Below are 25,268 nucleotides of genomic sequence, written 5' to 3'. Positions count from 1 at the left end.
GATAAAATGAAAGATATCGTATTACTTTGTAAACAAGAGCGAGGCAAGGTGAGTCTCTCTCTTTTACTCACATTTTTAACAGCTACAGGCAGTCTTTATATTCTCTACAGTAGAATGGCTATTTTAGATATGCTTTTTGAACAATCAAGCGCAATCTGGTATCAGCTCGCTTTTCTAATTCTACTTTTGGTTGGAGTTGAATGTGTCAACTGTTCTATTCAAATTATCAATGCACAGCTTGTCCAATCATGGAAGTTACACTTAGGTAGGTGTATCAGTAGGAATATCCAGAATATGGACTACCAGCGTTTTCATGAATCGGAAGAAGGGGATCATTTGGCGAATTACACCTATAATCTCGAAGTTGTTTCTACCTATCTCCTGACTCCCTTATTATCCTTTGGTCGTTGTTTGGTCATGGCTGTGCTTGCCTTTTTCTTTCTTGCTTTCATTAGTACTTGGTTGGCAGTGTTCGCCCTCTGCTCTATGCTGGTTCTGTTTTTTGTAGGTGGGAGATTTGGCAAGAAAATCAGCCAAGGGTATACGAATCTATCTCTATTAAACGGCCGATTCACCAGTCGTTTAAAAGAATATATCGCAGGCTATGATGTATTGAAAAATTTGCATCAATTATATTTGTTGCCTCAAAAAATAGAGGAATGTCAGCAACAAAAGGAAGAACAAGAGTATGAGATTTCACGTCTGCTGGCATTTGCTCTTTTGAGCTATCAAAGTGTGCAACGCTTGTTTGAAATACTGATGTTTGCACTGACAATTTTTCTCATTGCGCAAGGAAAAATTAGCCTTGGAGCGATAGTCTCTGCGCCGGCTATCCTGATAGTCTTTTTAGAATCTTCAGGCAGTCTCACGGATTTATATGCCAAGTTGCGAGGAACAGATGCGCAGTTACATGGTCTTATGACAGTTGGCGATTTAGTGGAGGAGGAATTTCCACAACCAACACGCAGCATCTCCTTTTCTGGGGTAGGCTATTCCTATGGAGCTACGCGAGTTTTTAAAGACTTGAATTTGCAACTGCATCTGGGTGGCAAGTATGCTCTGATTGGAAGAAGTGGAAGTGGAAAGTCCACTCTATTCAAATTATTGCTAGGACGTTTGGTCTGCAAAGAGGGGGAGATACGGATTGATGGACGGTCTTATCTACCGAAGAAAGATGTCAATTTTTCACAGCAAATTGGTTATATGACCCAAGATGTCTTTCTCTTTACAGATAGCATCCGATTTAATATTTGCTTGGGACAACCCTTTACGGATGACGAGGTTTGGTCGGTATTAGAGGAAGTAGGACTAGAACAGTTAGTCAGGGCTTTGCCTGAACAATTAGAGGAAAAAGTTGGAGAAAGGGGGGAGCGATTTTCAGGTGGTGAAAAGCAGCGGATTGCTCTAGCAAGAATCTTGATACGCAAGCTATCGATTGTCTTACTAGATGAAGCGACATCAGCGGTGGATAGACCGACAGCACGCCTTATTGAAGAAAAGCTATTGACCGATCCTGATAAGACGGTGGTGATGATTTCTCACCATTTGCAGGAGGATTTACAACCCTACTTTACAGATATTATTACCCTGTCTAGATAATTGACTGCAGGTGAATGATTCTTTGAAACCAGTCACTAAGGGATGCTTACCACTTACTGAAATAGTCTTGTCTTTAGGCTGTTTCCCGCTATAATGAAGGTAGAAAATAAAGGAGAACGTAGATGAAAAAGATGATACGAAACCGGTTGTTTATGCTTTCATTTGTGGCAGATATGGTGTCCAATTTTGGAGATGTACTCTATGCTTTAGCTTTGATGAATTATGTCTTGGTGCTTCCCAATACCAAGTTGGCCCTATCTCTAGTGACCGTATCGGAAACGTTGCCGATTTTGCTGGGTCTCTTTATCGGTATGTGGGCGGATCAGACCAAACATAAATTGGATACAATCGTGGGGACCTTACTCATTCGGATAGTATTCTACCTCGTGATAGGCTTGGTCATGGGCTATTCACCGGCCTTGTGGATTGTAGGAGTGGTGTGTCTCATCAATCTACTGTCAGATCTGGCAGGTCAGTATGAATCCTGCTTGTTTATGCCGATTAGTTTGCGGGTCATTGCCCACGAGGATCGTGAGGCTGCTGCTGCCTTTCGTCAAGGCGTTGGAGCGGTATTGCAGATTATCTTCCAGTCTAGTGGTGCGGTATTGATTGGAGTGATGACTTATCAACAGTTAGCTTTTTTTAATGCGGGTACCTTCTTGGTCAGCCTTCTCCTCACCTTGAGTATCCGTCCAGCCTTGAAGAAATTGCTACTAGCCAATCCCCTAAAGCAAGAGGTGAAAAAGGCAAAGAGCTGCAATCTGATGGTGGGGATGAAAAGGAGTTTGCAGGCTTCCTATCAAGCACTGCAAGGGATTCCAGCTGTAAAAGGTGTGATCGTGGTGATCACAGCCCTGAATGCTCTCTTTGTCGCTTTATCCCCTCTGTTACTCTTATCAATGAAAGAAACATCTAGTTTTATCATTGTCAATGCTGCCACCACCATTGCGATGCATTCTATCATGTACCTAGTCGGATCGATATTAGGCAGTTTACTGACAACCAGTCTCTTGAAAGATAGGAGTATTATTCAACTGGTCATATGGGTTGTCCCTATCCCCCTGTTTATCTTTGTTAGTTTTTATTTCCGCCTAATATACGGGGTTTTTATCTTTGTATTTGTGACAGCGGTCTTTGCAGGGGTGTTAAATCCCAAACTCAGTGCCTTGCTGTATCGTACCTTACCTGAACATCAACTGGCCACAATCAGTACAGGAATATCCACCTTTGTGCAGTTGGGAATGTTGCTCACACAAGGGGTGGTAGCAGTATTGGTCGTGTTATGCTCTGTCCGCACGATTTCGCTCATCTTTTTCTTGCTTTCTTTGGGGCTTTTGGTCTATACTATAAGGACCTATGGATTAGTTTTACCCGAGCCAAGAAATCGGAAAGCGAGGATAAATACTGCCTTTAAGAAATAGGCTAAAAACCTCCACTGGGGGCTTTTCAGTCATCAGATTTTCTATTTTTGCTTTGAGTTTTTCACGGGCTTTGTATCTTGTGTAATTGAGTTCGGACTAAAAATGTGAGAAAAAAGATAGGCAGCTGTTTCGGCTTTAGCCGATTACAGCTGAGAATCCCTTTAAGATATAGGCTGAAAACCTCCACCGGAGGTTTTCACTCGGAAAATTTCTTATTTCCCAGCTCGGGCTTCTATGGTCACTTTCTTCTTTCTAGGTGACCGTTGAAACAGTTCACCGAACTGTTTCAATCCTATTTTCGCTTTGAGTTTTTTACGGGCTTTGTATCTTACTAATTGAACACGGGCTAAAAGCTCGGAAAAAAGATAGATTTCCTCGTGTTCAACGAACACGTCGTCAATCTCCTATTTTTCAGTCGCTTTTTACACGCCCTTTGTATCTTAATTATAAAAGCACTTTACTGGCGAATATAGGTTCTAAGAAATATAGCATTTGTAGTAGAAGAATAGGATATACTTATGGAATTACTCTATAGTGAACATCGTAGTGAAATTGTAGAATTTTTAATGGCTCCTTTTGTTGTCCAAAAGGAGCAAATGGAGGCACTCGAAGAGCGGAATCAAAAGGAAAAAGAGATTTTAAAAGAGGCTCTATTCGTGCAGCAACAACTGCGGTTAGTCTTTGAGACGCTGCAAGACCGATTATCCATTTGTTTAATGGGCGAAAATATTCCCTTTCTGCATTATCTGTATTTTGAATTGCTTGAAGAAGGGCAAGATCCTCAGACACTGGAAGAGGCTTGTCAGTTATTGGCAAATCTTCCTCAACAGATGATAGAGCGGGCGATTCGCTCTGCTTTAATCGTCTTTAATCGGGATGAGGCTGAACAGAAAGAGGATGTGTTGGAGCTTCTAGAGCAGACAGAGATGAAGGCTGAAGATAAGTGGAAATGGTTTCAAGTCATTCGTAGACCCTTGGAGACAGTTCATGAGCAGTTAGCCCTGGTCTTAGAGGTGGCTCCCTTGTATCGTCCATATTATGAGGCTTTTCAGCAACAGCGTTTAGCATTTGCGCACCGCTTTTCTTATGAGGAAATGTATGGTGAGCAGGGTTTGTACCAGTCAAGTGGTGTCGAAGAGTTGGGTCATGATAGGATTCATTTTCTTGTCCTGAGTCCGTGGTTGACGCATTTTTTCTACGTTTATAATCGCTATTATCAGACCTACTCCATCATCTTGTATGCTTCGGTGGATATTGATTACATCTTGTTGATGCCCCCTTCAATGGATGAGAATCTGCTGACAAGGATGTTAAAAATCATGAGCGATGAGACCCGTTATAAGGTTATGGTTGCCCTGACCAAACCATATGCTAAGAGTAAGGACCTTGCGACCGAATTAGGGATTACGGGTGCTGCCGTCTCCTTTCATACCCAAAAGCTCCTCAATAATAAGCTCTTATTGTTTAATACAGAGGACAAGACGGTCAAGTTTGATGCCAATAAGGAGTTGCTGCGGGAAATGATTGCCAAAATAAAGGAAGATTTTGACTTGTAAGAAGATGTGTAGAGGTTGGGCTAGGGGTGTAGAAGCGATACCTATTTTTAAGGCCTCCTCTTTTTTTGTTTCTTTGCCACTCCTATAAAAGTATGCTATAATAGTAAGAAATTTGATGAGGTAGAGTATGACCAAAGAACCATTTATCAGTAAAGAAATGTTAGAAAAGATAACCGCAGAGTTTCCGACTCCTTTTCATTTGTACGATGAAAAAGGGATTCGTGAGAAGGCGCGTGCCTTGTATAAGGCCTTTTCTTGGAACAAGGGCTTTAAGGAATATTTTGCGGTCAAGGCCACTCCGACACCAGCTATTTTAAAGATTTTGCAGGAGGAGGGCTGTGGGGTTGATTGTGCGACAGATGTTGAGGTCATGATGAGTGAACAGTTGGGCTTTACAGATATTATGTTTACTTCAAATGATACCCAGGGAGCAGAATTCGTCTATGCTAGGGAAGTGGGAGCTATTATCAACTTAGATGCCTATGAGCATATTGCATTCTTAAAAGAAGTGGCAGGGATTCCAGAAGTGGTCTGCCTTCGTTACAATCCTGGAGGAGTCTTTTCACTCGGTACGGACATTATGGATCATCCAGCAGAGTCAAAATTTGGGATGACCAAAGCGCAACTGCTTCAAGGTTACCGAGAATTAAAAGAACTCGGTGTGAAGGAGTTTGGTCTCCATGCCTTTTTAGCATCCAATACTGTGACCAATGATTATTATCCAACATTGGCGAAGCAATTATTTGAATTGGCTCTTGAAATCCGTGAGCAGACAGGTGTGATCCTTGACTTTATCAATCTATCGGGTGGTATCGGGGTTAACTATCATCCAGAGCAAAAAGCCAATGATATTGCTATTATCGGAGAAGGGGTCCGACAGATGTATGAGGAAATCTTGGTACCTGCTAGTATGGGCGAGGTGAAAATCTATACGGAGCTAGGTCGCTTTATGTTAGCTCCTCATGGTCATTTGGTGACCAAGGTTCTTCACCGCAAGGAAACCTATCGAACCTACATCGGAGTAGATGCTTCAGCTACTAATCTGATGCGTCCAGCCTTTTATGGTGCTTATCATCATATCACGAATATTAGCCGCCCAGATGCCCCTCTTGAGGTGGTGGATGTGGTCGGTTCCCTGTGTGAAAACAATGACAAATTTGCCGTTCAGCGTGAATTGCCAAAGGCAGAAGTGGGAGATACCTTAGTGATTCATGATGCAGGAGCACACGGCTTTTCAATGGGATATAACTATAATGGTCGCTTGCGTTCGGCAGAGATTTTGCTCCAAGAAGATGGTAGGGCACGGATGATTCGTCGGGCGGAGAGACCAGACGATTATTTTGCGACTCTCTATGGCTTTGATTTTGAAAGGGAGACCTACCATGAAAAGTAAGAACTGGCTACGGTAAATGATGGTCGCTGTTGGTTGTTGCTCTTACTGCCTGTGACAGTGAGGGTAAGTCTTTGAAATTCCCCGTAAATTTGGTATAATAAGGAGAATTGATTTTCTAAATTTAGAAATAGGAGATAGAGATGAGTATAGGTTTTACAATCGTCTTGATTATTGCAGCCTTCGCTGCTGGAGTTGCTTTGGGTATTTATCTTTCACGCAAACAGGTGGAAAATTATATTGCTGATAAGCCTGTTTTAGATGAGAATGCTCTGCGTGCCATGATGAGTCAGATGGGACAAAAGCCAAGTGAAGCGAAAGTACAGCAAGTGCTTCGCCAAATCAAGAGTCAGCAAAAAATAGCGACTAAGAAAAAATAATCAAGTGGGGGAAGTGGGACACCAGTCGAAATGTCGGAAACATCGACTGTCCTCGCTTTCCCATTTTTTCAGTTATTGTGGTTCGTATAGGTGTGAACAACAATACGAATACAACTGGTAACTGGATTCAAGCTACAGCCCACTACTAATAAAACGAATCCAGTGATTAGTTTTATCCGAGTCAAGAAATTGGAAAGCGAGGATAAATACGCCTAGCTTCAAAGGTATAGTATACCTTTGAAGGCGGGAAATAGGAGTTTGCAAGTGCAAACTCTCTGTTGACTTCTTCGTCATGTTTCCTAATTTTCATTCGCTTTTTTCACGCCCTTTGTATCTTGTAATTGAACACGCCCTAAACTCTGTGCGAAAAAGATAAATACTCCTAGAAACTCCAGTTTCTTCGTCGTATTTCCTATTTTCGCTTTGAGTTTTTCACGGGCTTTGTATCTTACTATAAGGAATCATTATGGATAATCGACCTATTGGATTTTTAGATTCGGGTGTGGGAGGTCTGACAGTAGCGCGTGAATTGATGCGTCAACTTCCCCACGAAGAAATCGTATATATTGGAGATTCAGCTAGGGCTCCGTATGGTCCGCGCCCTGCTGAACAGATTCGTAAATACACTTGGGAATTGGTTCAGTTCCTACTAACGAAAGATGTCAAGATGATTGTCTTTGCCTGTAACACGGCAACGGCAGTGGCTTGGGAAGAAGTCAAGGAACAGTTAGATATACCAGTACTCGGAGTGATTTTACCGGGGGCTTCTTCTGCAATCAAGGCTTCCAAGACAGGAAAAATCGGTGTGCTAGGTACAGCCATGACCATTCAATCAGATATTTATCGGCAAAAGATTCAGGCTCTTTCTCCTGATACCCAGGTCACGGGTCTTGCCTGTCCCAAGTTTGTCCCCCTAGTGGAGTCCAACAATTATCAGTCAAGTCTAGCGAAAAAAGTAGTCTATGAAACTTTAAAAGAGATGAAAGGAAGAGCTGATACGGTCGTGCTAGGGTGTACTCACTATCCCCTACTTCGTCCGATTATCCAAAATGTCTTGGGACAGGAAGTAACCCTGATTGATAGCGGGGCAGAGTGTGCGCGAGATATTTCCGTACTTCTTAATTATTTTGAAATTAACCATAGCCGAACAGTAGCACAACCGCGGCATCTCTTTTATACAACGGCTAGTCCAAAAGCCTTCCGAGAAATTGCAGAAAACTGGTTAGGCAAAGATATACACGTGGAGCATATAACATTATGACAGAAAAAATTTACGAATATAAGGACACTAATGATTGGTATGTTGGGAAATGGGGAGAGTGTAGTGGTCTGACTTACTTTGGTGATGAGACGAGATACAAAGCGCTTCAGACCCCGTTTCATCAGTTGCTGGGTCAATTATCCCTAGAGGGCTTGCAGGTCCATGTGGTGAAATTTAGTGCGATGACTTCCTTTCTACACTTTCTAGTCCAAATCATCAATGAAGAGCTGGGGAGGAGTTTGTCTGTTCTCCAACACAAGGGGGCGATCCTTCTTGTGGAGGGACAGCAACTGATGGCAATTCATCTTCCACAGGAAGGACTAGGAATGGATGCCTTTTTTGGGCAGGCTGATGTGCCAACAGCAGTAGGGGATACCATCTTGATTGCCACCAGAAATGAAGGAAAGACGGCTGAATTTCGTCAGTTTTTTGAAAAATTAGGCTATAAGGTAGAAAACCTTCATGCTTATCCTGACCTTCCAGATGTGGCAGAGACAGGTACAACCTTTGAAGAAAATGCGCGTCTCAAGGCTGAAACGATTGCAAACTTGACAGGTAAGATGGTCTTGGCAGATGATTCAGGTCTCAAGGTTGACAAACTTGGTGGCATGCCGGGCGTCTGGTCGGCCCGTTTTTCAGGTCCTGATGCGACTGATTCACGTAACAATGCTAAATTGCTTCATGAACTGGCAATGGTCTTTGATGTAAAAGATCGCTCAGCCCAGTTCCATTGCACCTTAGTGATTGCAGCACCGAATGTGAAGAGTCTCGTTGTTGAAGCCGATTGGGAGGGCTATATCGCGACGATTCCTCAGGGAGAAAATGGCTTTGGCTACGATCCGCTTTTCTTAGTGGGAGAAACGGGTCGTACGGCAGCCCAGTTGACCTTGGAGGAAAAAAATAGGCTTTCCCATCGGGCTCAAGCACTCAAAAAATTAGTAGAGGTATTTCCAGTATGGCAAGAGCAGCACAACAAACATTTTTAGTCATGAGTGATTCGCACGGTGACCGTGCGATTGTTGAAGAAGTAAAAGAGCGGTACAAGGACAAGGTTGATGCGATTTTTCATAACGGAGACTCAGAATTAGAGGCTAGTGATTCCCTTTGGGACGGCATCTATGTGGTGGGCGGAAACTGTGATTACGATTCTGCCTATAAGGATCAGCTTGTTGTTCAGCTAGGAGATGTGACAGTAGCGCAAACGCATGGGCATCTCTATGGAATCAATTTTACTTGGATGAGGCTCGATTATTGGGCAGAAGAGGTGGGGGCGACGATTTGCCTCTATGGACATCTGCATGTTCCTGATGCCACGGTAAGAGGTGAGACCCTTTTTATTAACCCTGGCTCCATTCGTCAACCACGAGGAATGATTACAGAATGCCTCTACGCCCTTGTCACGATTTTTGAGGATCATTTCCACATTGACTATTACAATCGCAATCACCAAGTCTATGCGCCTCTAACAAAGGATATTCCCAGATGATTACACACGAATTTGAAGCCTTTCTCCTAGCACAGGAAGAAACCTTTTTAACCCCAGCTAATAAGTTGGCCGTCATCATTGATACGCACAACATTGACCACGCCAAACTCTTGCTCAGTCATATGACCTATTCGCGTGTCCCTGTTGTCACTGAAAATAATCAGTTTGTCGGGACAATCGGCCTGCGAGAAATTGTCAAATATCAGGCTGAAAATGAGTTGACAGATGAGCAGTTAAACATGGATATTTCATTGATTGTGAAAAAGGATGTCGCGACAGTGGGAGCGCATTATCAGTTAGAAGAAGTGATGCGAAAATTGGTGGATCAGGCCTTTTTGCCAGTCGTTGGTGAACGGGGAGAATTTTTAGGTATTATCACCCGCAAATCCATTTTAAAGGCTGTCAATGCCCTCCTCCATCATTTTACGTTTGGGTCAATACGATGAAGGACATGACAGATTCTATTCAAGCCTTTTTGGCGACAAAAAATGTATCTGAAAACTCAAAGACTGCCTATTTCTATGATTTACAGCAGCTTATGAAGCAGTGTGAAGGTAGTCCAAGTCCCTCTAAATTAGCTCTATATCAAGCCTTTTTACAGGAATTAAAGCCTACAGCCCAAAGGCGCAAATTATCTGTGGTCAACCAATTTTTATACTATTTATATGAGCAAGGACAAGTAGAGCGTTACTACAAGGTGAAAGTAGCGCAGCGGGTCTCACCGCAGCCTGCGATGATGATCCTAGAGGATAGGAGTTTTTTATGGGAAGAGAGCCAGTACAAAGTTGGACAGCGGATTGCCCTTTTAATCGCTTATTTAGGCCTACAGCCAAGTGAATTGGCTGTCATGAAACAAGCAGATATAGACCTGAATTTTCAGATTTTGACCGTTGTGAAATCTGGCCAAAAACGGATTTTACCGATTCCAAAACAACTCCTTTCGACTTTAGAAGGAGGAAAAGGGGTCTATCTGTTTGACAAGGATGGCTCCCCTTATTCCCGCCAATGGTTTTTCAACCGCTTGGGAGAATTTTTAGAGGAACAAGGAAGGTCGGAGTGGACTGCCCAGAAGTTGCGCACACAGTTTATCCTCAGCCAGCTAGAAGCTGGTAAGGATCTCATAGACATTGCCAAGCATCTAGGCTTGAAAACGACGACTAGTCTGGAAAAATACAAACATGGATATTAAACTAAAGGATTTTGAAGGCCCGCTTGATTTGCTCCTTCATCTGGTATCTAAATATCAAATGGATATCTATGAAGTTCCGATTACCGAAGTGATTGAGCAGTACCTTGCCTATATCGCAACCCTGCAAGCCATGCGTCTTGAAGTCGCAGGAGAATATATGGTCATGGCCAGTCAGCTGATGCTAATCAAGAGCCGTAGACTGTTGCCTAAAATCGTTGAAGCAGAAGAAATGGTGGATGATCCTGAGCAAGAATTGCTGTCACAATTAGAGGAGTATCGTACCTTCAAGGCTCTCAGTGAGAAATTAAAAGAACAGCATGATGAACGAGCACATTATTTTTCTAAGCCCAAGCTGGAGCTGGTCTATGATGATGTGACCTTGACCCAAGACAAGTCAGTGATTGACATTTTTCTTGCCTTTTCAAAGGTCATGGCTGAGAAGCAGGAAGAATTGCGTAGAACCCATACGACCATCGCACCGGATGAATACAAAATCGAGGATATGATGGAACGGGTGCGCAGTCAGTTCCAATCAGGGAAACGCTTGGCTTTGCGGCAATTATTTGTTCAGAGTCGCGACTTGAATGAAGTGATTACGATTTTTTTAGCTACTCTTGAAATGGTCAAGGGTCAGGAGGTGACCGTGGAGCAGACAGAGAATTTTGGAGAGATTTACTTGATAAGGAGTGAAGAATGAGCCGATTAGCTGAAATTGAGGTGCTGTTATTTGTGGCAGGAGAAGAAGGTTTGACGGTGCGCAATATGGCTGAAATGCTAGAGTTACAGCCTTCAGCCGTGATACAACAGCTTGAAAAGTTAAGCCAAAAATATCAAGAAGATAGCCAGTCTGGTCTTGCTATTTTAGAGTCGTCCAATCGCTATAAATTGGTCACGAAAAAAGAGTTTGCAGACCTTCTACGTACCTATGCTAAAACACCGATGAACCAGTCCATGTCACGTGCCTTACTAGAAACCTTATCCATCATCGCTTACAAGCAACCCATTACAAGGATTGAGGTTGATAGTATTCGCGGGGTCAATTCAAGTGGAGCAATCAGCAAGTTGCAAGCCTTTGATCTGATTCGGGAAAATGGTAAGAAAGAGGTATTGGGACGTCCGAATTTATACATCACGACAGAGTATTTTCTCGATTATATGGGCATCAATCAGTTGGAAGAATTACCGGATGTGTCAGCACTCAATTTGGTAGATGAAGAAACCGAATTATTCTTGGAAAGAAAAGAGATAGAAGAAGATGAGAATCAATAAATATATCGCTCATGCTGGTGTAGCTAGTCGTAGAAAGGCTGAAGAGCTGATTAAGCAGGGCTTGGTGATGGTCAATGGTCAGGTTGTACGTGAGCTTGGTACCATCATTAAATCGGGTGACCGAGTTGAAGTGGAGGGGCAACCAATCTATAACGAGGAAAAGGTTTACTATCTCCTCAATAAACCACGCGGGGTCATCTCAAGTGTATCAGATGATAAGGGGAGAAAGACAGTGATCGATCTTTTGCCGCAGGTTACCGAGCGGATTTATCCTGTGGGACGCTTAGACTGGGATACGTCAGGGCTCTTAATCCTGACCAATGATGGAGACTTTACGGATGAAATGATTCACCCACGTAACGAGATTGACAAGGTCTATGTAGCGCGTGTAAAAGGGGTCGCTAATAAAGAAGTGTTGCGTCCCTTGACGCGCGGCGTTATCATTGACGGGAAAAAAACAAAGCCAGCTGTCTATAAGATTTTGAAGGTGGATCCAGTGAAGAATCGCTCGGTCATAGAATTGACCATTCATGAAGGGCGCAATCATCAGGTTAAAAAGATGTTTGAAGCTGTTGGTTTGCAGGTAGACAAGCTGTCGCGGACTCGCTTTGGAAATCTCGATTTAAGAGGCCTTCGTCCAGGAGAATCCCGTAAATTAAATAAAAAAGACATCAGTAAGCTCCATACCCTTGCTGTGGCGAAGAAGCAGAAAAAATGACGACTATCTTGATTGGTTTTGTACGCCTGTATCAGCGCTTTCTCTCCCCTCTTTTTCCTCCTAGTTGTCGCTATCAACCAACTTGTTCAACCTATATGATTGAGGCGCTACAACAGCATGGACTGAGCGGTTTTTTGATGGGGCTTGCCCGTATATTACGCTGTCATCCCTTTGTAGCAGGAGGAAAAGACCCGGTACCAGATACCTTTAGCTTGAAACGACAGCAGACAAAAGAGTAGCCCTCTCACGAGTGTCAGACCAAAGGTATTCGGATACTCTTGATAGTTGCTTAACTGCTCTTAATGGGATGAAAAACTCCAATGGAAGTTTTCACTCTATTCCCTTTAAATAAGGTGAACGAGTCTTTGGTCTTTGATTGTATAGTATGTTTAGTTTGCTTTTAGTACTAGGCAACGAGCTGCAGGCTGTACTTAGAGTACGGCAAAGTGAGTTAACGAAGTAATAAAAGATAAACTAAACGACTATAGTTCCCCGTGTCAGGGGGATGGGACTATCTTCCCCTTCTTAAAAAGTGGTATGTGTAAGGAGTTCTAGAGCATTAGAAAACCTCTTTTCCCTAGTTTGATGACTTAGAGATAGCAAAGATAAAATGGGTAAGGTTCAAAAATTAGAAAATTTTAACGGTATTGCTTGACGCGTCCACCTGCTTGCGTTATAATGGAAACAAGATTTTCATTGATTTAAATCAAACCTGTTGTGATTTAAGTGAATGAAATCCTCATTCACCATGCTGTTTGCTGAGCTTGACTCCGGGCAGTGTGGCTATTTTTTTGCAATGAGATAAGTAGTATATCAGAAAGAGTATGAGGAAAGACGATGAATATCGAAGAATTATCCTATCAAGAGACACAATCCTACAATCATGTGGTCTTGTTTGAGCCACAAATTCCGCAAAATACAGGCAATATTGCTCGTACCTGTGCTGCAACCAATAGTCCGCTTCATATTATCAAACCGATGGGCTTTCCTATTGATGATCGCAAGATGAAACGGGCTGGTCTGGACTATTGGGACAAGCTGGAAGTTCACTTTTATGATGGTTTAGATGATTTTATGAGTCAGATTGGAGATGGCAAGCTCCATTTGATTTCTAAATTTGCAGAAAAGACCTATTCTGATGAAGTTTACAACGATGGTTGTCACCATTATTTTATCTTCGGTCGTGAGGATAAGGGCCTACCTGAGGACTTTATGAGAAATCGTCCAGAAAAAGCCCTCCGAATTCCGATGAATGATGAGCATGTTCGCAGTCTCAATGTGTCCAATGCTGTCTGCATGATTATCTACGAAGCCTTACGTCAGCAGGCGTTTGTAGGGTTAGACTTAGTTCACCAGTATGAGAGTGACAAATTGAAGTAGGGACTTGCCTTAGCAAGTCTTTTTTGGTATCATGAGAAATAGTTAGTGGAATGATGCACTAACACATACTTAGAAAAGGATTAACTTCTAGCCTTGAGAGCCGATCCGTTATGGTTGGTAGGCTTGCTTTGCATGATGTTGATTTTTGGAGAGTATAGGTCTTCGGGGCAGGGTGTGATTCCCTACCGGCGGTGATAGTCCGCGAGCGTAAGCTGATGTGGTGCAATTCCACAACCGACAGTATAGTCTGGATGGGAGAAGACGGAGAACGATGGATTGGTCGTACCAATAATCTGGAAGCCAAAAGCTGTTTTCAGAGGTTGAAAATGCGCGATAGAGTCGCTCTCCACTTCTCTAATTTGTTAAAAATTGGAGGAAGAAGATGACAAATACACGTAAAATGGCGCTCATTGCCATTCTCTCAGCAGTTTCCTTTCTGCTCATGTACTTAAAATTTCCCTTGATTCCATCAGCTAGTTTCTTGGAAATTGATTTTTCAATTATTCCTATCTTAATCGGAATGTTGATGTTAGATTTAGGTTCGGCCTTTAGTATTCTCTTCATACGGACGATTCTCAAGTTTTTATTCAATAATAACGGTCCGTCGACAGTGATAGGGCTGCCCATGAACATCGCAGCCCTCGCCGTCTTTATGGTTGCCCTGTATGCGATATGGAGTAAGAAGCAGACATTGAGACAGTACCTTATCGCTTCCAGTGTAGCTACCATAGGTCTGACACTGGTCATGCTGATGTTAAACTATGTGTATGCTATTCCAGTTTACGCAACATTTGCTCATTTTGACATTGGGCAGATTTTAGGAGTGAACAACTATTTATTTGGTATGGTCTTGCCCTTTAATCTCTTAGAAGGTATGCTGTTCTCACTGGTCTTTTATGCAGTGTATCGTGCAGGTCAGCCAATTTTAAGGAAATTGTAAAAAAATTAGTAGATACTTCTTATATGAAACAGACACAACTTTACTTCCGAAATGCTTCTTTTGCAGCCCTCTTTTTTGTAATGCTAGGCTACGTGGTAAGATTCTATCCTCAGCAACTGGTGAGCTTTGACAGCAGCATACAGACAGCCTTACGAGGGAATCTTTCGGCGCTTACGACCCTATTTTGGACCAAGATTACCCTACTTGGGAATGTAGCGGTTCTATTACCCATTTGTTTAGCTGTTGCATTTTTTTGTTACCAAAAGAATTGGAAGATGGAAAGCTACTTTATACTGTTGAGTTTTGCAGTGATGGGAGCTATGTCGACAGCCTTGAAATATGTCTACCAACGCCCTAGACCTAGTATCGAGTGGTTGATTGATACAACTGGTTACTCATTTCCGAGCTGGCATGCGGCTTCTACCTTGATGATGGCAGGTGTCATGGTCATTTTACTTCAGCAACACTTGAAAAAAGGTAGCAGAAAGTGCCTTATGCAGATAGGCTTGCTCATCCTTGCCATGCTCGTCGGACTTTCTCGAATCTATGTCGGCGTTCATTATCCAACGGATATTATCGGAGGATGGCTATTAGCTATCGCTCTGTTACAGCTTCTCTTTCCATTCTATGATCGTTTGCGGTTTCAGTGGCGGTTTCAGGGAAAACAGAAATAGGGGAATTTAAGTCAACAATAAAAACAAACCAAGATTGGCTCTCGATTACGGGTCCTCAATCTTGGTTTGTTAGTTTATTAGTCGCTGTTTCCAATATTTTTAACAGGTTGTTTCTCTACTTGCTCCAGTGCAGATTTGATGGTTTGTGCAAAGAGCCTTGCTCCCTCAACGGTGGTCTCGTGATTACTACCATAGTGAATGTTATCCGTTCCAACCCAAATTTGAGGGTTATTCTTAGCGACGGTATTCCAATCAGCAACCGCAATGAAATCGTAGTTTTTAGCTAGTTCACGAACATAATTCGCATATTGCTCGGCAACCGGGTCGCTATATTGGGCGGAGTTTCCGTCGTAAGGAGTGACTAGAATGAGATGGTGTCCATTTGGAAGAATGGAGATGATGTTCTCAAGGTCCTCCTTATAGCTATAGACAATATTAACCCCTGTCGCGATGACAACATCTTTCATGAGTGCCTGATTATCAATGTTGTTTTGGAGAATCTCGGCCGCCTGAGCGACATTACGGCTCCCTTGGGCATCTATAAAAGCAGCAGGGAAGAGAGCAGTGAGTTGCTCGGTTGAGCGTAAGGTGACGGAATCACCAATAATTGTCAATCCTTCTGTCACCTCAAAAGAAGAAGCCTTGCCTCTTTGAGCCAGCTGTAGGGTTTGTCCCATACGGTTATTGGATTGATACAGATTATTGATGAGCGACTCCCGTTCAAAATTTCCCAAGGCAGGAGCAAATAGGCTGATGCCAAGCGCTACAACTAGCAGGCTGGTAGCAGTAGCCCAAATCCATCTTGCATATGGTCTGAGGTCGAGTTCGATGTTGAATACTTGCCCCTTTTTTCCAGCAAGGAAAGGCTCTAGCACATAGAAGGAGAGGCTTGCCAATAGAATGGAGAAGGTTAAGGTGAGTAGCACAGCGAGTGTGTGATTAAGCACCTGAGAAAAGATGATGTAAAATGGCCAGTGAAAGAGGTAGATACCGTAGGAAATGTTGGAGAAAAAGATTAGGATAGCGGGTTCTTTCACCGTTTCCGTCTTTTCATGCAGGACGCGAGCGGCATAAATCATAGCAGCTGTAGCTAGGCTTGAAAGGAGAAATCCGAATAGATAGGTCCAAATGCTGTCAAATTTTAAGACAAGAAGGAGAAGTAGTTCAAGGCCTAAACCAGCTGCAAGGACAGCCAGTGTGTGTGTTAGATTCCATTTGGCAATCACTCGTTCAAATGGCCGAGTGAGGCTTTTTAGCCCTGTTAAACTAGCCAGCATACTTCCTAAGAAAAATGGGAAGATATGGGGCCATGTCGCAAAATAAATGGTTGAGAAACTGTTGACAAAGAAGCTCGAAATGAACATGGCTAGAAAGCTGATGAGGAAAAGGCCGCTAGAGGTAAGAAATAGTATACCGCGGAGCTGTCCCAGCGTTTTTGCAAACCGTGCTATCCCCCAGATAATCAATGCCCAGATGAGATAAAAATGAACTTCAATAGCCAGGCTCCAAGTGTGAAGGAAGAGGTGTGGTGTGAATTGATTTTCATAAGAAGCTCCTGCTAAGAGTTCAAAGAAATTGGTCATGAACCCTAGTGCAGCCATCAGTTGCTGTCCAATTCCGGCAATAAAATCGTTACGGACTAGCAGAGCAAACGGTGTTGTAACGAGAAGTGTGAGGACAACTGGTGGAAAAATCCGATAAAAGCGACGCTTGAAAAATCGTTTGAAATCAATCGTTTGATGACGGGCATATTCATCTAAAAATAAGGCGGTTGTCAGATAGCCAGATAGGGTGAAAAAGAGGTCTACTCCGACAAAGCCGCCTGGAAAACGTGAGAGATAGAAGTGATAGAGTAGGACAAAGAGCATTCCCAGTACTCGTATTGTTGAAAGCCATTTAATTCGCATGTTGATAAATTCCTTGTTTGAATGTTCCTTCGTAGATAACCTTTGCTTGAGTGGTCAGTTTTCCCTCGCCGTCTGCAATGCCGTTTTTAAACTCTCCCTCGTAGGTCCAGCCACTGGCAGAGCGAAAGGTTCCCTTGCCATCAAACATACCATTTTTAAACTGTCCTTTGTAGGTATCACCATTTTCAAAGGTAAGGGTGCCTTGCCCAGATAGTTTACTAGCAATGACTGTGCCGTGATAGGTGATTTTTCCACTATCTAGGCTTAGTGTTTGCTGGCGTGGAATGCGTCCGAGAAATACTGACAAGGCACAGAGGATTATGAGGGCAACGCAGGCCTTTTCAATCCTAGAACGTGTCAGGTAGGACGGTAGATTCTTTACATCGATCGTTTGCAGATGATGAATCAACTTATTCATAGATCTTCTCTTTTCTAGTCGTTCTTTTATACTATCATTTTTAGGAGGGGAATAAAATTGTTTATACCTACAACAAGCGATTCTTCCAGGCTAGGCAACCAGCACTTACCATGCGGTAGGTTTCCTCAAAATCTCCGGTATACCAAGGGTCTGGGACACTTGTTTGGGCAAAAGGATAGAGTTTATCATGTAAGCTGGTTGGCAGCATCTTTTTCAGGTCTGCCATATTCTGACTATCCATACCGATGATGTAGTCATATTCTTCTGCAAGGGCTAGGCTAATCTGCTGCGAACGCTTATGTGAGTCATAGGGGATTTGGTGTTCTTGCAGGATCTGTCGAGTCCCCTTATGAATGGGATTACCGTGCTCCCATGATGATGTCGCCCGACTTTCCACGATGATCTGATCTGTGAGATTTTTCATGACAAATTCAGCCATGGGACTGCGACAAATATTTCCAAGACAGACAAAGACGATTTTTTTCATACCCCACTCCCTCCTTATTCTTCTCTTCTATTATACCGCATTTTATCCTAAAATGGTTTCTTTGTTTCCTGTGAATATTGAAACTTTTCTCATAAAAGTCGAAATACTTGCAATTTTCCTATCCTTTATTTATAATGATTATAAATAAGAGAAAGAAGGTAACCTATATGATGAATACATTCCATCAATCACCAGCGGAAATTGCGAGCTTTGCAAAACCGCAAGTAGAACCAGAAACAAAGGCTCTTTTGAACCAAGCAGTCGCTGACTTGTCAGTTGCACATTCTATCTTGCACCAGGTACATTGGTACATGCGTGGACGTGGCTTCCTTGTATGGCATCCTAAAATGGATGACTATATGGAGGAGTTGGATGGCTACCTCGATGAGATCAGTGAGCGTCTGATCACCTTGGGTGGAGCACCGTTTTCTACCTTGAAGGAATTTAGTGACCAAAGTCAGCTAAAAGAAGTACCAGGAGACTATAGCTTGTCTATGGAGGAGCAACTGGGTCGTGTTGTAGAGGTCTTTCGTTATCTTGTCGGTTTGTTCCAACAAGGATTAGATGTGACAGATGAAGAAGGAGACGATGTAACAAATGACATTTTCAACGGTGCAAAAGCAAGCCTTGAAAAACACATTTGGATGCTTCAAGCAGAATTAGGACAAGCACCAGGCTTGTAACATGGTCACCAGCCGTTGAGTGTATTGGATTTTTTGAATCTACCAGGATGGAGTCCGCCCCCGTTGAGACTCCTCATTAGCTATCGAATGTTGATAGTACCACTCGCCTTGTCGAGCAGTAGTCTGCACGGTTTTGTAGCCAGTTCAGTTTTTGATTCCATAAAATGGTCTATTCTAGTATGAAAAGACAATATCCTCAGAGATAGCTATCGTTGAACCCAGCACCAGTAGGCGCTGGGTTTTTAGTACGATGGGCATGTTATATATGGGGTTCAAGTCTCCTAAGAGACCTGCTATCATGATTCCCAAGCCTGAAGTAGAACAAAGAGGGACTGTTCAATTACAAGATACAAAGCCCGTGAAAAACTCAAAGCGAAAATAGGAGTGAAACAGTTCACCGAACTGTTTCACTCTCCCAGACTAGTGGAGCAAGTACTAAAAGCAAACTAAACATACTATAAAACATACTATAAAACATACTGTGTGGAATGGTTAACTAAATTTGTTTAAATTCTCTTGATTTTTTATCTTAATTTTCGAATAAATAGATAAGGACATCTAGTTCAATAAAATATTAGGAGAAAACTACTATGATATATTTCAAAATAGAATTCATCTCATATCACAATGTGACCACCGTACGACCTTTAGACTATGATAGTATTATTGACGAAAGTTAGGTGGAGAACGTTTAAATAAGTCAGTCATTAGCTATTTTTTATTATCTATTTGTTGAGAAAACAATGCTTGGTTTTTGATGAGTAAAACATTTAATAAGGTCGTAAAACATGATAGAATTATCCCATAAAAGATAAAGGAGACAATCATATGTCAGGACAAATTCGTGTATCCCCAGAAACGCTCCATTCACGTGCTCGTGAATATGGAAAAGCGTCAAATGATATTACAACCATTTTGAATAATCTTCAACGTTTACAAGATACTCTTCGTGGAGAGTGGGAAGGTGCTGCGTTCCAAGGGTTTGATAACCAATTTAATGAATTGAAACCCAAGGTACAAAATTTTGCCGAGTTGATGCAACAAATCAATGCGCAACTTGATAAGACTGCTCAAGCGATGCAACAAAATGACCAAGATTTGTCTCGTAACTTCGGTCTTCAGTAATCAAAAAATGGTAAGGTTGGGGAGGAATCCTCAGCCTTCTTACATTATGTAGTTGTATTAAGGAGAAGATGTGAATAGGAAAGTTTTGTATAGCTTCGGCTTACTATTATTACTCGTTACAGTAGTGGTATCTTTTTTGGGAATTGTAAAGCCGACACCAATTAGTCGAACGAACTCTGAAACATCGGGACAAGAGGTGGCTATTAAGGTTGCTGTTGTGAATGAAGATACTGGAACAGTCTATAATGGGCAGCAGGTGAATATCGCAACGACATTGGTTAACTCATTCATTACTAAAAATCACTATGCTGTAGAGGTTGTTTCTCGATCTATTGCAGAGAGTGGCTTGAAGAATGACACCTATCAGTTGATGATTATCTTCCCTAGTAAGTTTTCGGAGGAAGCGTTAGCACTTGAGTCAGCTTCGCCAACTAGGGCAAATTTTCAGTACCAAATTTTGTCAGAAAAACAGCTGACCGTAAAGCAAGCTGAACAGGCAGTGGTGGATTTTAAAGAACTTTTCAATAAGGATTTGATTACTATTTATTTTACCAGTATTATCGGTAATCTGAGAACTGCTCAACATCAAGTAGCTGATGTGGTGGCTAATGAACAAGAATCCCTTGCAACATTTACGAATCGGCTAAGTAGCCCTTTGCTACAGTATGCTCAACAGTTTACAGGTATCAGTTCAGCTCCCTCTGGTTTGCTGTCTACCTATTCGGGCTTTAATAAGGATTTGCTAAATAGTAATGAGGCTTTTAACTCTATTATTTCGGTTGACAAAACATATGAAGGCACTATTGAACACATCAAATCTCAGCAAGATACTTGGAAACACTCTTTAGAGAATAGGGAGAAGCATCTATCAGCGTTTGACGAGGCCTTTTCAGCTCTATCAGTTGAGGAGCAGTTAGCAAAGTTATCTGAAATCAATACCTATATCAGTACTCACTTAGCAGAACCTGCTGTGTGGGATGAAACGAACAAGGCTGTAGAAGCGTATAACCAAGATATTCAGACCCTTCTTGAGCGTCTAAAAGCTCTCAATATTGAAATTGATACGACTTTATCTAATTATGATACCAAGATAAAAGAAGCAGTTGCGTCATCTCTAAAAGAAAATGCTGCGGTAGTCAATGGTGCAAACCAGACACTGGGGAGTTATATCAAGAGTTTGAATGATAGTATGACAAGTCAGATTGCGAATAAATGGCCTACTTTCTACTATGATGATGCCACGATTGACAGCTTGTCTCTGTCGGCTTTGGATAAGCAACATTTAAAAAATGTCAATGCGTTTATGCACTGGTATAGCCAACAAACGGAAAAATCTCTTCCAATTCATAAAATGATGACTGTTGAAAATGAGGAATTTTCGGCATTGAAGAGAGACATCAAGTCTAAAATAGAGAGTCCTCGCTCAATGGTACTGCCTGCTTTTGAAGGGAGGTTAGAACGCTTCATTTTAACGGTTCCCACAGGCTATACTCTGAATGTGCCAGCTTATTCAGTAACGGACCTAGGAGGAGGGAAGTACCAAGTTCATCTTCCAGAGAATGTGCCAGCAGGGACAGTGATTGCTTACTCACTCGGTGTTCAAGATGAGATGTCTCTCAGTATCTTCTCCCCTATTTTGGTTGAGGGTACAGTTGATACAACAGAGAATGTGGCTGTTATTAAGGAAACCAGTCCCTACGAAGCAAAGACAGAAGAATCAGAGACATCATCGTCGTTAACCTCAATCGTAGCACCAACTACTACGGAAACAGGTGCGAGTGATGGGGAAATGCTCGCACAGTCTATCGTAAAAGAGACTGTAACAATGACCAAAACCATTACCATTACTAGGACGAATCAGACGGATATAAAGGTTATCAAACGTCAGTATGCTCTGCAAGATAAGATGTCCGATTGGGCCTATGATCCTTTGACAATATCCAAAGCAGTCTACACGGATGTAAATAGCTATCTGCAGTTGTCAGGTATCGTATCTGCTTACTATGGTTTAGATTTGACCCAAGGGGGATATGCACCAAGTACGATTGTAGCTGCAGATGGTTCAGTAGCAACCTTGGCAAATAGTAATGATTTGCAATCAATCGTAACTAGTTTGATCAAAGCTACAACAGTTGAGGCATTGAAGTCAGACTTGAAATGTTCAGACGAAGAACTAACCAACATCGAGAACCGCTTGGCGAATGTAGCCAATCTGACAGCTAATATCGCTGGTCTACGAACAACGACCAATGATTTAATAAGCCAACTGACTCAGCTGATTGAACAGACTTCGACAGTTGATAAAACAATCAAAGATAAGCCTGTTTTCACTGAGACCGAAAAAGTAGAGAATACAGATATGGTAACAGTAAGTATGGATATGAATAGGGATTTAGCCAAATTGATGGCTGCAAGTCAGACTCTCATGCTGAATACCCGTTCTAATCAAGCTCTTTCTGAAATCATTGAGGGTAGTATCAAACAACTCACTAGTGATGTGACAAGGTTGGAAAAGGATGGTGAGTCGTTGAGTGGACGTGTTGCTGAATTACAACAGGTCATGGCGAGTGAATATGGTTCAAATGAAGAATTTCTCCGTAACTTTTCAACCGTATTAAGCAATACTAGGACTGGGAATACTAAGAATGAAGCAGTCTATGACTACCTCTCTAATCCAGTAGATGCTGCTAAGATTGGTAATGTAGTTTCGGCAGTAACGGCAACTCAGCCACAGGCAACTCGGCAAGATGAGCGTTCAGGTCTTTTGATTATCTTGATGACGTATCTGGTGAGCTTAGTTTCTGCTTACCTTATGCAACATGCGAATAAGGAAGAGTTACAAAAACGGACGAACGTGACGGAACGTCTATCTTGGAAAAATGCGACAGGTCCAATGGTATTTTTAAGTGTCCTTGCTACTGTTGCAGGATGGATGATTGCAATGATATCTGGAGTAAAACTTGGCTTTCCTATGGCTCAAATGGGCTCATTTGTGGTGCTTCTCATTCTCATCAGCCTTACGATGACCTATAGTGTAAACCTACTGATGGATAAGCTGAAAAGTTTAGGTTTCCTCCTCAGTGTGGGAGCGTTGTTACTTTACATTGTTTCAGCAACTCAGCTGTTTGATACTTATTATGTGAATCCCACTCAGTTTTTAGCAAAACTTTCTCCGCTAACCTATTTAGAAGAAGTGGTGAAGAATGTTATCAATCAACAAGGCAATACCATGCTAGCGACAGTGATGCTACTCAGTGTAGCTACTGTGCTTGGGGTTGGAACTGTTTTCTTATATCGACAGATTGAGGGACGGAAGTAATATGAAGAAATGCAGTATCCTATTTTTTCTCATGATGCTCAGCCTGATGACAAGAACCGTTATTTTCGCAAATGACGGTTCCTTGCAGATTGATACTTCTCTAGATAAGAACAATGAAAAGACGGAGCTTCATTATTTTGAGCAGGAGGGTGACTTAATAAAATTATTCCATCCAGAGACGGAGAAGCGAATTGAAACTCTTCAAGGAAAAGATGAGGAACGGTATCAGGAGACTAAGACTGGTTTATTTGTTACTGAAGTAGCGAAAGAGAATAGTATCAGCAGTTATCAATCACTTTTATTTACCTCTCAAACCATCGTTACGAATCGAGACAATTATGGTGTTGCGTTAAATGAAAAGCAGGAAGTCCTATCTTGGCCAGCTATTCTTTTGTTTTTAATTGCTTTATCTGTTATGTTACTCTCGTTTCATCTCCCACGAGTTTGGGATAAAACTCCAACCTCAACTAGAAAAAACGAAAGAAAATACCTCGAATAGTCATAAAAAATTAGATTTGTTCGTCTTTGGATTTAATTGTACGTTTCTTAGAACGTATAATAAATAATTTTGAACTTCAAAACCTTTTTGTCTCAAACGCTAAGTATGAAAGGTGAACGAAAAGGCTGTAGTAGAGGATAGAAAGGACTAATGTACATGGAAGATTACATCAATATTAGTATGAACTGCTCACCCTATCTGTCTCAAGAATTGGATTTACGAGTTCCGACAGGATTAACGATTAAAGAGTTGGTGCAGATTGTTTCGGAAACCTATGACTTGGGGATGCAGGTCTTGAATCCCAGTGTACGGAATAAGCAGTCCGGAGAGATATTGGCAAGTACGAGTCACTTAGAACTGGTAAAAGATGGTGTTTTATTGCAATTAGAAACGGTATGATGATGGGGACGAGTATGGAAACACAAAAACGTGAATGGCTCATTGAGGATGTTAAGGGAAATCGTGAGGTAGCCTATACCTTATTAACTGCTGAACATCCTCTTTTTATGACTCAAAAACTGATAGAAGAAGATGGGAAATTGCTTATTGAGGGTCTAGTGACAGATGAGTACTATGGATGGGATGAGGTCGAACATTTCATCAATGAAGAAAAACTACGGCACTTATTGAATATCAGTCAGCTGTTTTCCTCATTGGAGGATTCTATCTATACTTACGAATTGACACCCTTCAATATCGTATTTTCACGGAATGCAGAGCCTCTATTGGTGTTTAAGGGAATCAAGGGACAAATTCCTCCTTATGAAGCTACCAGCAAAGAAATCCTTATCACTCATTTTAAGGCGATGATAGTCTCACTTCTGGATAGAAAGATTAGCTATGAAAGATTACTAGATGGACAGTTGCCTTTTTACAAGGGCAACCTGTTTTGTGAGGCGGTGGTTAAAGCTGAGAACTTGAATGACCTCATTGCTTTATTACATGAAAAATACCAGGATGAAAAGAAACGAAATAGGGAAACTTTTTCACGTGTGTCGAATAAGGTTATTTCACGTTTAAAGTGGGCGACGATAGGGACATCTGTGATTGGCTTTCTTTCTCTCCTAGGAATTCTCTATTTTGTCTTGTTTGCAATACCGACTCAGGAGATGATTTCTGAGTTACGCTTAGCCTTTGTTCATCAAGATTATTCCACAGTCGTATCAACAGTCAAGAATACAGATTCGAAAGCTCTCAGTCAAGATGATAAATATATAGTCGCTTATTCAGTCATTATGACCGAACTGTTGACAGAAGTACAAAAGGAAGAACTTTCAAACATTTCAAAGCAGTCAAATGCAGATTATCTTCGGTATTGGGTGTTGATTGGCCAGGCTCATATTGATGAAGCCATGGACATTGCTAGCTACTTAGATGATCCTCAGTTGATGATGTATGGTTTGACAAAGAAAATGGATGAAGTCCAACGGAATCCAGATTTAACATCTGAAGAGCGGACCGAGCAGTTGAACAGTTACAAAGCGAAATTAGAGGAATTTAAGAAGACCTATTTGAGGCCAGAAACGACTGAATCAACGACAGATTCGACAAAATCAAGATAGGAGAT

At 41.9% G+C, this 25,268-nt stretch carries 25 protein-coding genes, 1 pseudogene and 1 riboswitch; of the genes and pseudogenes, 23 read left to right on the top strand and 3 right to left on the bottom strand.

Going from position 1 to position 25,268, the window contains the following annotated elements; all coding sequences use genetic code 11:
• Positions 1-6 precede the first annotated feature (6 nt).
• The 17 genes and pseudogenes from BVE84_RS02010 (at position 7) to BVE84_RS01925 (ending at position 15,263) form a co-directional block, all read left to right on the top strand.
• A complete protein-coding gene (locus BVE84_RS02010; RefSeq protein ID WP_076995414.1) occupies positions 7-1,599 on the top strand; it encodes an ATP-binding cassette domain-containing protein in 1,593 nt (530 codons plus the stop codon).
• A gap of 122 nt (positions 1,600-1,721) precedes the next feature.
• Positions 1,722-3,020: an MFS transporter gene (locus tag BVE84_RS02005; RefSeq protein ID WP_076995413.1), complete on the top strand. Its 1,299-nt coding sequence runs from the start codon at positions 1,722-1,724 to the stop codon at positions 3,018-3,020.
• 518 nt (positions 3,021-3,538) lie between these two features.
• Positions 3,539-4,576, top strand: coding sequence for a hypothetical protein (locus tag BVE84_RS01995; RefSeq protein WP_076995411.1), 1,038 nt, complete (start codon positions 3,539-3,541; stop codon positions 4,574-4,576).
• Positions 4,577-4,703: 127 nt separating this feature from the next.
• Positions 4,704-5,969, top strand: coding sequence for a diaminopimelate decarboxylase (locus tag BVE84_RS01990; RefSeq protein WP_076995410.1), 1,266 nt, complete (start codon positions 4,704-4,706; stop codon positions 5,967-5,969).
• Positions 5,970-6,109: 140 nt separating this feature from the next.
• Positions 6,110-6,346 carry a YneF family protein gene (locus tag BVE84_RS01985; RefSeq protein ID WP_076995409.1) on the top strand — a complete coding sequence of 79 codons (237 nt, stop codon included), beginning with the start codon at positions 6,110-6,112 and terminating at the stop codon, positions 6,344-6,346.
• 466 nt (positions 6,347-6,812) lie between these two features.
• Complete coding sequence (racE, locus tag BVE84_RS01980) at positions 6,813-7,607, top strand: glutamate racemase (protein WP_076995408.1); 795 nt, start codon at positions 6,813-6,815, stop codon at positions 7,605-7,607.
• Entirely contained in the window at positions 7,604-8,593 is a 990-nt protein-coding gene (locus tag BVE84_RS01975; protein WP_076995407.1) for a nucleoside-triphosphate diphosphatase, read from the top strand. Before racE ends, BVE84_RS01975 begins: the two co-directional genes overlap by 4 nt.
• Positions 8,563-9,093 (top strand): metallophosphoesterase, encoded by a 531-nt coding sequence (locus tag BVE84_RS01970; protein WP_076995406.1) that lies wholly within the window; start codon positions 8,563-8,565, stop codon positions 9,091-9,093. The genes BVE84_RS01975 and BVE84_RS01970 overlap by 31 nt, the downstream gene beginning before the upstream one ends.
• Positions 9,090-9,539, top strand: coding sequence for a cyclic-di-AMP-binding protein CbpB (cbpB, locus tag BVE84_RS01965; RefSeq protein ID WP_076995405.1), 450 nt, complete (start codon positions 9,090-9,092; stop codon positions 9,537-9,539). The genes BVE84_RS01970 and cbpB overlap by 4 nt, the downstream gene beginning before the upstream one ends.
• A gap of 5 nt (positions 9,540-9,544) precedes the next feature.
• Positions 9,545-10,282 (top strand): site-specific tyrosine recombinase XerD, encoded by a 738-nt coding sequence (xerD, locus tag BVE84_RS01960; protein ID WP_228062147.1) that lies wholly within the window; start codon positions 9,545-9,547, stop codon positions 10,280-10,282.
• Positions 10,272-10,979 (top strand): segregation/condensation protein A, encoded by a 708-nt coding sequence (locus tag BVE84_RS01955; RefSeq protein WP_076995403.1) that lies wholly within the window; start codon positions 10,272-10,274, stop codon positions 10,977-10,979. Before xerD ends, BVE84_RS01955 begins: the two co-directional genes overlap by 11 nt.
• The gene (scpB, locus tag BVE84_RS01950) at positions 10,976-11,551 is read left to right on the top strand and encodes an SMC-Scp complex subunit ScpB (protein ID WP_076995402.1); all 576 of its coding nucleotides are present in this window, start codon (positions 10,976-10,978) and stop codon (positions 11,549-11,551) included. The genes BVE84_RS01955 and scpB overlap by 4 nt, the downstream gene beginning before the upstream one ends.
• Positions 11,538-12,269, top strand: coding sequence for a pseudouridine synthase (locus BVE84_RS01945; protein ID WP_076995401.1), 732 nt, complete (start codon positions 11,538-11,540; stop codon positions 12,267-12,269). The genes scpB and BVE84_RS01945 overlap by 14 nt, the downstream gene beginning before the upstream one ends.
• Positions 12,266-12,508, top strand: a complete 243-nt coding sequence (gene yidD, locus BVE84_RS01940) for a membrane protein insertion efficiency factor YidD (RefSeq protein WP_076995400.1) — start codon at positions 12,266-12,268, stop codon at positions 12,506-12,508. The genes BVE84_RS01945 and yidD overlap by 4 nt, the downstream gene beginning before the upstream one ends.
• 598 nt (positions 12,509-13,106) lie before the next feature.
• Positions 13,107-13,649: a tRNA (cytidine(34)-2'-O)-methyltransferase gene (locus BVE84_RS01935; RefSeq protein ID WP_076995399.1), complete on the top strand. Its 543-nt coding sequence runs from the start codon at positions 13,107-13,109 to the stop codon at positions 13,647-13,649.
• A gap of 154 nt (positions 13,650-13,803) precedes the next feature.
• A riboswitch (FMN riboswitch) is annotated at positions 13,804-13,916 on the top strand.
• A gap of 106 nt (positions 13,917-14,022) precedes the next feature.
• Positions 14,023-14,589, top strand: a pseudogene (locus tag BVE84_RS01930) (ECF transporter S component); the annotation flags it as partial.
• Positions 14,590-14,612: 23 nt separating this feature from the next.
• Positions 14,613-15,263 (top strand): phosphatase PAP2 family protein, encoded by a 651-nt coding sequence (locus tag BVE84_RS01925; RefSeq protein WP_076995397.1) that lies wholly within the window; start codon positions 14,613-14,615, stop codon positions 15,261-15,263.
• A gap of 77 nt (positions 15,264-15,340) precedes the next feature.
• Here the strand turns inward: BVE84_RS01925 and BVE84_RS01920 are convergent, their stop codons facing one another.
• From BVE84_RS01920 to BVE84_RS01910, 3 genes are all read right to left on the bottom strand, one after another.
• Positions 15,341-17,170: an acyltransferase family protein gene (locus BVE84_RS01920; RefSeq protein ID WP_076995396.1), complete on the bottom strand. Its 1,830-nt coding sequence runs from the start codon at positions 17,168-17,170 to the stop codon at positions 15,341-15,343.
• Complete coding sequence (locus BVE84_RS01915; protein ID WP_076995395.1) at positions 17,160-17,588, bottom strand: MORN repeat-containing protein; 429 nt, start codon at positions 17,586-17,588, stop codon at positions 17,160-17,162. Before BVE84_RS01915 ends, BVE84_RS01920 begins: the two co-directional genes overlap by 11 nt.
• Positions 17,589-17,655: 67 nt before the next feature.
• Entirely contained in the window at positions 17,656-18,075 is a 420-nt protein-coding gene (locus BVE84_RS01910; RefSeq protein ID WP_076995394.1) for a low molecular weight protein-tyrosine-phosphatase, read from the bottom strand.
• A 170-nt stretch (positions 18,076-18,245) separates the two neighbouring features.
• On the opposite strand from BVE84_RS01910, the gene BVE84_RS01905 reads away from it, so the two are divergent.
• The 6 genes from BVE84_RS01905 (at position 18,246) to essB (ending at position 25,263) form a co-directional block, all read left to right on the top strand.
• Positions 18,246-18,758, top strand: a complete 513-nt coding sequence (locus BVE84_RS01905; protein ID WP_167366953.1) for a Dps family protein — start codon at positions 18,246-18,248, stop codon at positions 18,756-18,758.
• Between the two features lie 828 nt (positions 18,759-19,586).
• Positions 19,587-19,883: a WXG100 family type VII secretion target gene (locus tag BVE84_RS01900; protein ID WP_076995392.1), complete on the top strand. Its 297-nt coding sequence runs from the start codon at positions 19,587-19,589 to the stop codon at positions 19,881-19,883.
• A gap of 70 nt (positions 19,884-19,953) precedes the next feature.
• Positions 19,954-23,202, top strand: a complete 3,249-nt coding sequence (gene esaA / locus BVE84_RS01895; protein WP_076995391.1) for a type VII secretion protein EsaA — start codon at positions 19,954-19,956, stop codon at positions 23,200-23,202.
• A 1-nt stretch (position 23,203) separates the two neighbouring features.
• Positions 23,204-23,701: a type VII secretion protein EssA gene (gene essA / locus BVE84_RS01890; RefSeq protein ID WP_076995390.1), complete on the top strand. Its 498-nt coding sequence runs from the start codon at positions 23,204-23,206 to the stop codon at positions 23,699-23,701.
• Between the two features lie 150 nt (positions 23,702-23,851).
• Positions 23,852-24,100 carry a type VII secretion protein gene (locus BVE84_RS01885; protein WP_228062146.1) on the top strand — a complete coding sequence of 83 codons (249 nt, stop codon included), beginning with the start codon at positions 23,852-23,854 and terminating at the stop codon, positions 24,098-24,100.
• A gap of 14 nt (positions 24,101-24,114) precedes the next feature.
• Positions 24,115-25,263: a type VII secretion protein EssB gene (gene essB, locus BVE84_RS01880; RefSeq protein WP_228062145.1), complete on the top strand. Its 1,149-nt coding sequence runs from the start codon at positions 24,115-24,117 to the stop codon at positions 25,261-25,263.
• Positions 25,264-25,268: the final 5 nt, after the last annotated feature.

The sequence above is a fragment of the Streptococcus azizii genome, assembly GCF_001984715.1.
GTDB lineage: Bacteria > Bacillota > Bacilli > Lactobacillales > Streptococcaceae > Streptococcus > Streptococcus azizii.
The sequence above is the reverse complement of the archived record's forward strand: the minus strand, read 5'-3'. Positions and strand labels throughout refer to the sequence as shown.

Bases quoted from the DNA above. Each gene is read 5' to 3' on its own strand.
- BVE84_RS01925 (WP_076995397.1), top strand. From the start codon at position 14,613: ATGAAACAGACACAACTTTACTTCCGAAATGCTTCTTTTGCAGCCCTC.
- BVE84_RS01955 (WP_076995403.1), top strand. From the start codon at position 10,272: ATGGATATTAAACTAAAGGATTTTGAAGGCCCGCTTGATTTGCTCCTT.
- BVE84_RS01975 (WP_076995407.1), top strand. From the start codon at position 7,604: ATGACAGAAAAAATTTACGAATATAAGGACACTAATGATTGGTATGTT.
- BVE84_RS01905 (WP_167366953.1), top strand. From the start codon at position 18,246: ATGAATACATTCCATCAATCACCAGCGGAAATTGCGAGCTTTGCAAAA.
- racE (WP_076995408.1), top strand. From the start codon at position 6,813: ATGGATAATCGACCTATTGGATTTTTAGATTCGGGTGTGGGAGGTCTG.
- BVE84_RS01915 (WP_076995395.1), bottom strand. From the start codon at position 17,588: ATGAATAAGTTGATTCATCATCTGCAAACGATCGATGTAAAGAATCTA.
- BVE84_RS01970 (WP_076995406.1), top strand. From the start codon at position 8,563: ATGGCAAGAGCAGCACAACAAACATTTTTAGTCATGAGTGATTCGCAC.
- BVE84_RS01990 (WP_076995410.1), top strand. From the start codon at position 4,704: ATGACCAAAGAACCATTTATCAGTAAAGAAATGTTAGAAAAGATAACC.
- yidD (WP_076995400.1), top strand. From the start codon at position 12,266: ATGACGACTATCTTGATTGGTTTTGTACGCCTGTATCAGCGCTTTCTC.
- xerD (WP_228062147.1), top strand. From the start codon at position 9,545: ATGACAGATTCTATTCAAGCCTTTTTGGCGACAAAAAATGTATCTGAA.
- essB (WP_228062145.1), top strand. From the start codon at position 24,115: ATGGAAACACAAAAACGTGAATGGCTCATTGAGGATGTTAAGGGAAAT.
- BVE84_RS01935 (WP_076995399.1), top strand. From the start codon at position 13,107: ATGAATATCGAAGAATTATCCTATCAAGAGACACAATCCTACAATCAT.
- scpB (WP_076995402.1), top strand. From the start codon at position 10,976: ATGAGCCGATTAGCTGAAATTGAGGTGCTGTTATTTGTGGCAGGAGAA.
- BVE84_RS01945 (WP_076995401.1), top strand. From the start codon at position 11,538: ATGAGAATCAATAAATATATCGCTCATGCTGGTGTAGCTAGTCGTAGA.
- BVE84_RS01885 (WP_228062146.1), top strand. From the start codon at position 23,852: ATGTACATGGAAGATTACATCAATATTAGTATGAACTGCTCACCCTAT.
- BVE84_RS01900 (WP_076995392.1), top strand. From the start codon at position 19,587: ATGTCAGGACAAATTCGTGTATCCCCAGAAACGCTCCATTCACGTGCT.
- BVE84_RS02005 (WP_076995413.1), top strand. From the start codon at position 1,722: ATGAAAAAGATGATACGAAACCGGTTGTTTATGCTTTCATTTGTGGCA.
- BVE84_RS02010 (WP_076995414.1), top strand. From the start codon at position 7: ATGAAAGATATCGTATTACTTTGTAAACAAGAGCGAGGCAAGGTGAGT.
- BVE84_RS01985 (WP_076995409.1), top strand. From the start codon at position 6,110: ATGAGTATAGGTTTTACAATCGTCTTGATTATTGCAGCCTTCGCTGCT.
- cbpB (WP_076995405.1), top strand. From the start codon at position 9,090: ATGATTACACACGAATTTGAAGCCTTTCTCCTAGCACAGGAAGAAACC.
- BVE84_RS01995 (WP_076995411.1), top strand. From the start codon at position 3,539: ATGGAATTACTCTATAGTGAACATCGTAGTGAAATTGTAGAATTTTTA.
- BVE84_RS01910 (WP_076995394.1), bottom strand. From the start codon at position 18,075: ATGAAAAAAATCGTCTTTGTCTGTCTTGGAAATATTTGTCGCAGTCCC.
- BVE84_RS01920 (WP_076995396.1), bottom strand. From the start codon at position 17,170: ATGCGAATTAAATGGCTTTCAACAATACGAGTACTGGGAATGCTCTTT.
- essA (WP_076995390.1), top strand. From the start codon at position 23,204: ATGAAGAAATGCAGTATCCTATTTTTTCTCATGATGCTCAGCCTGATG.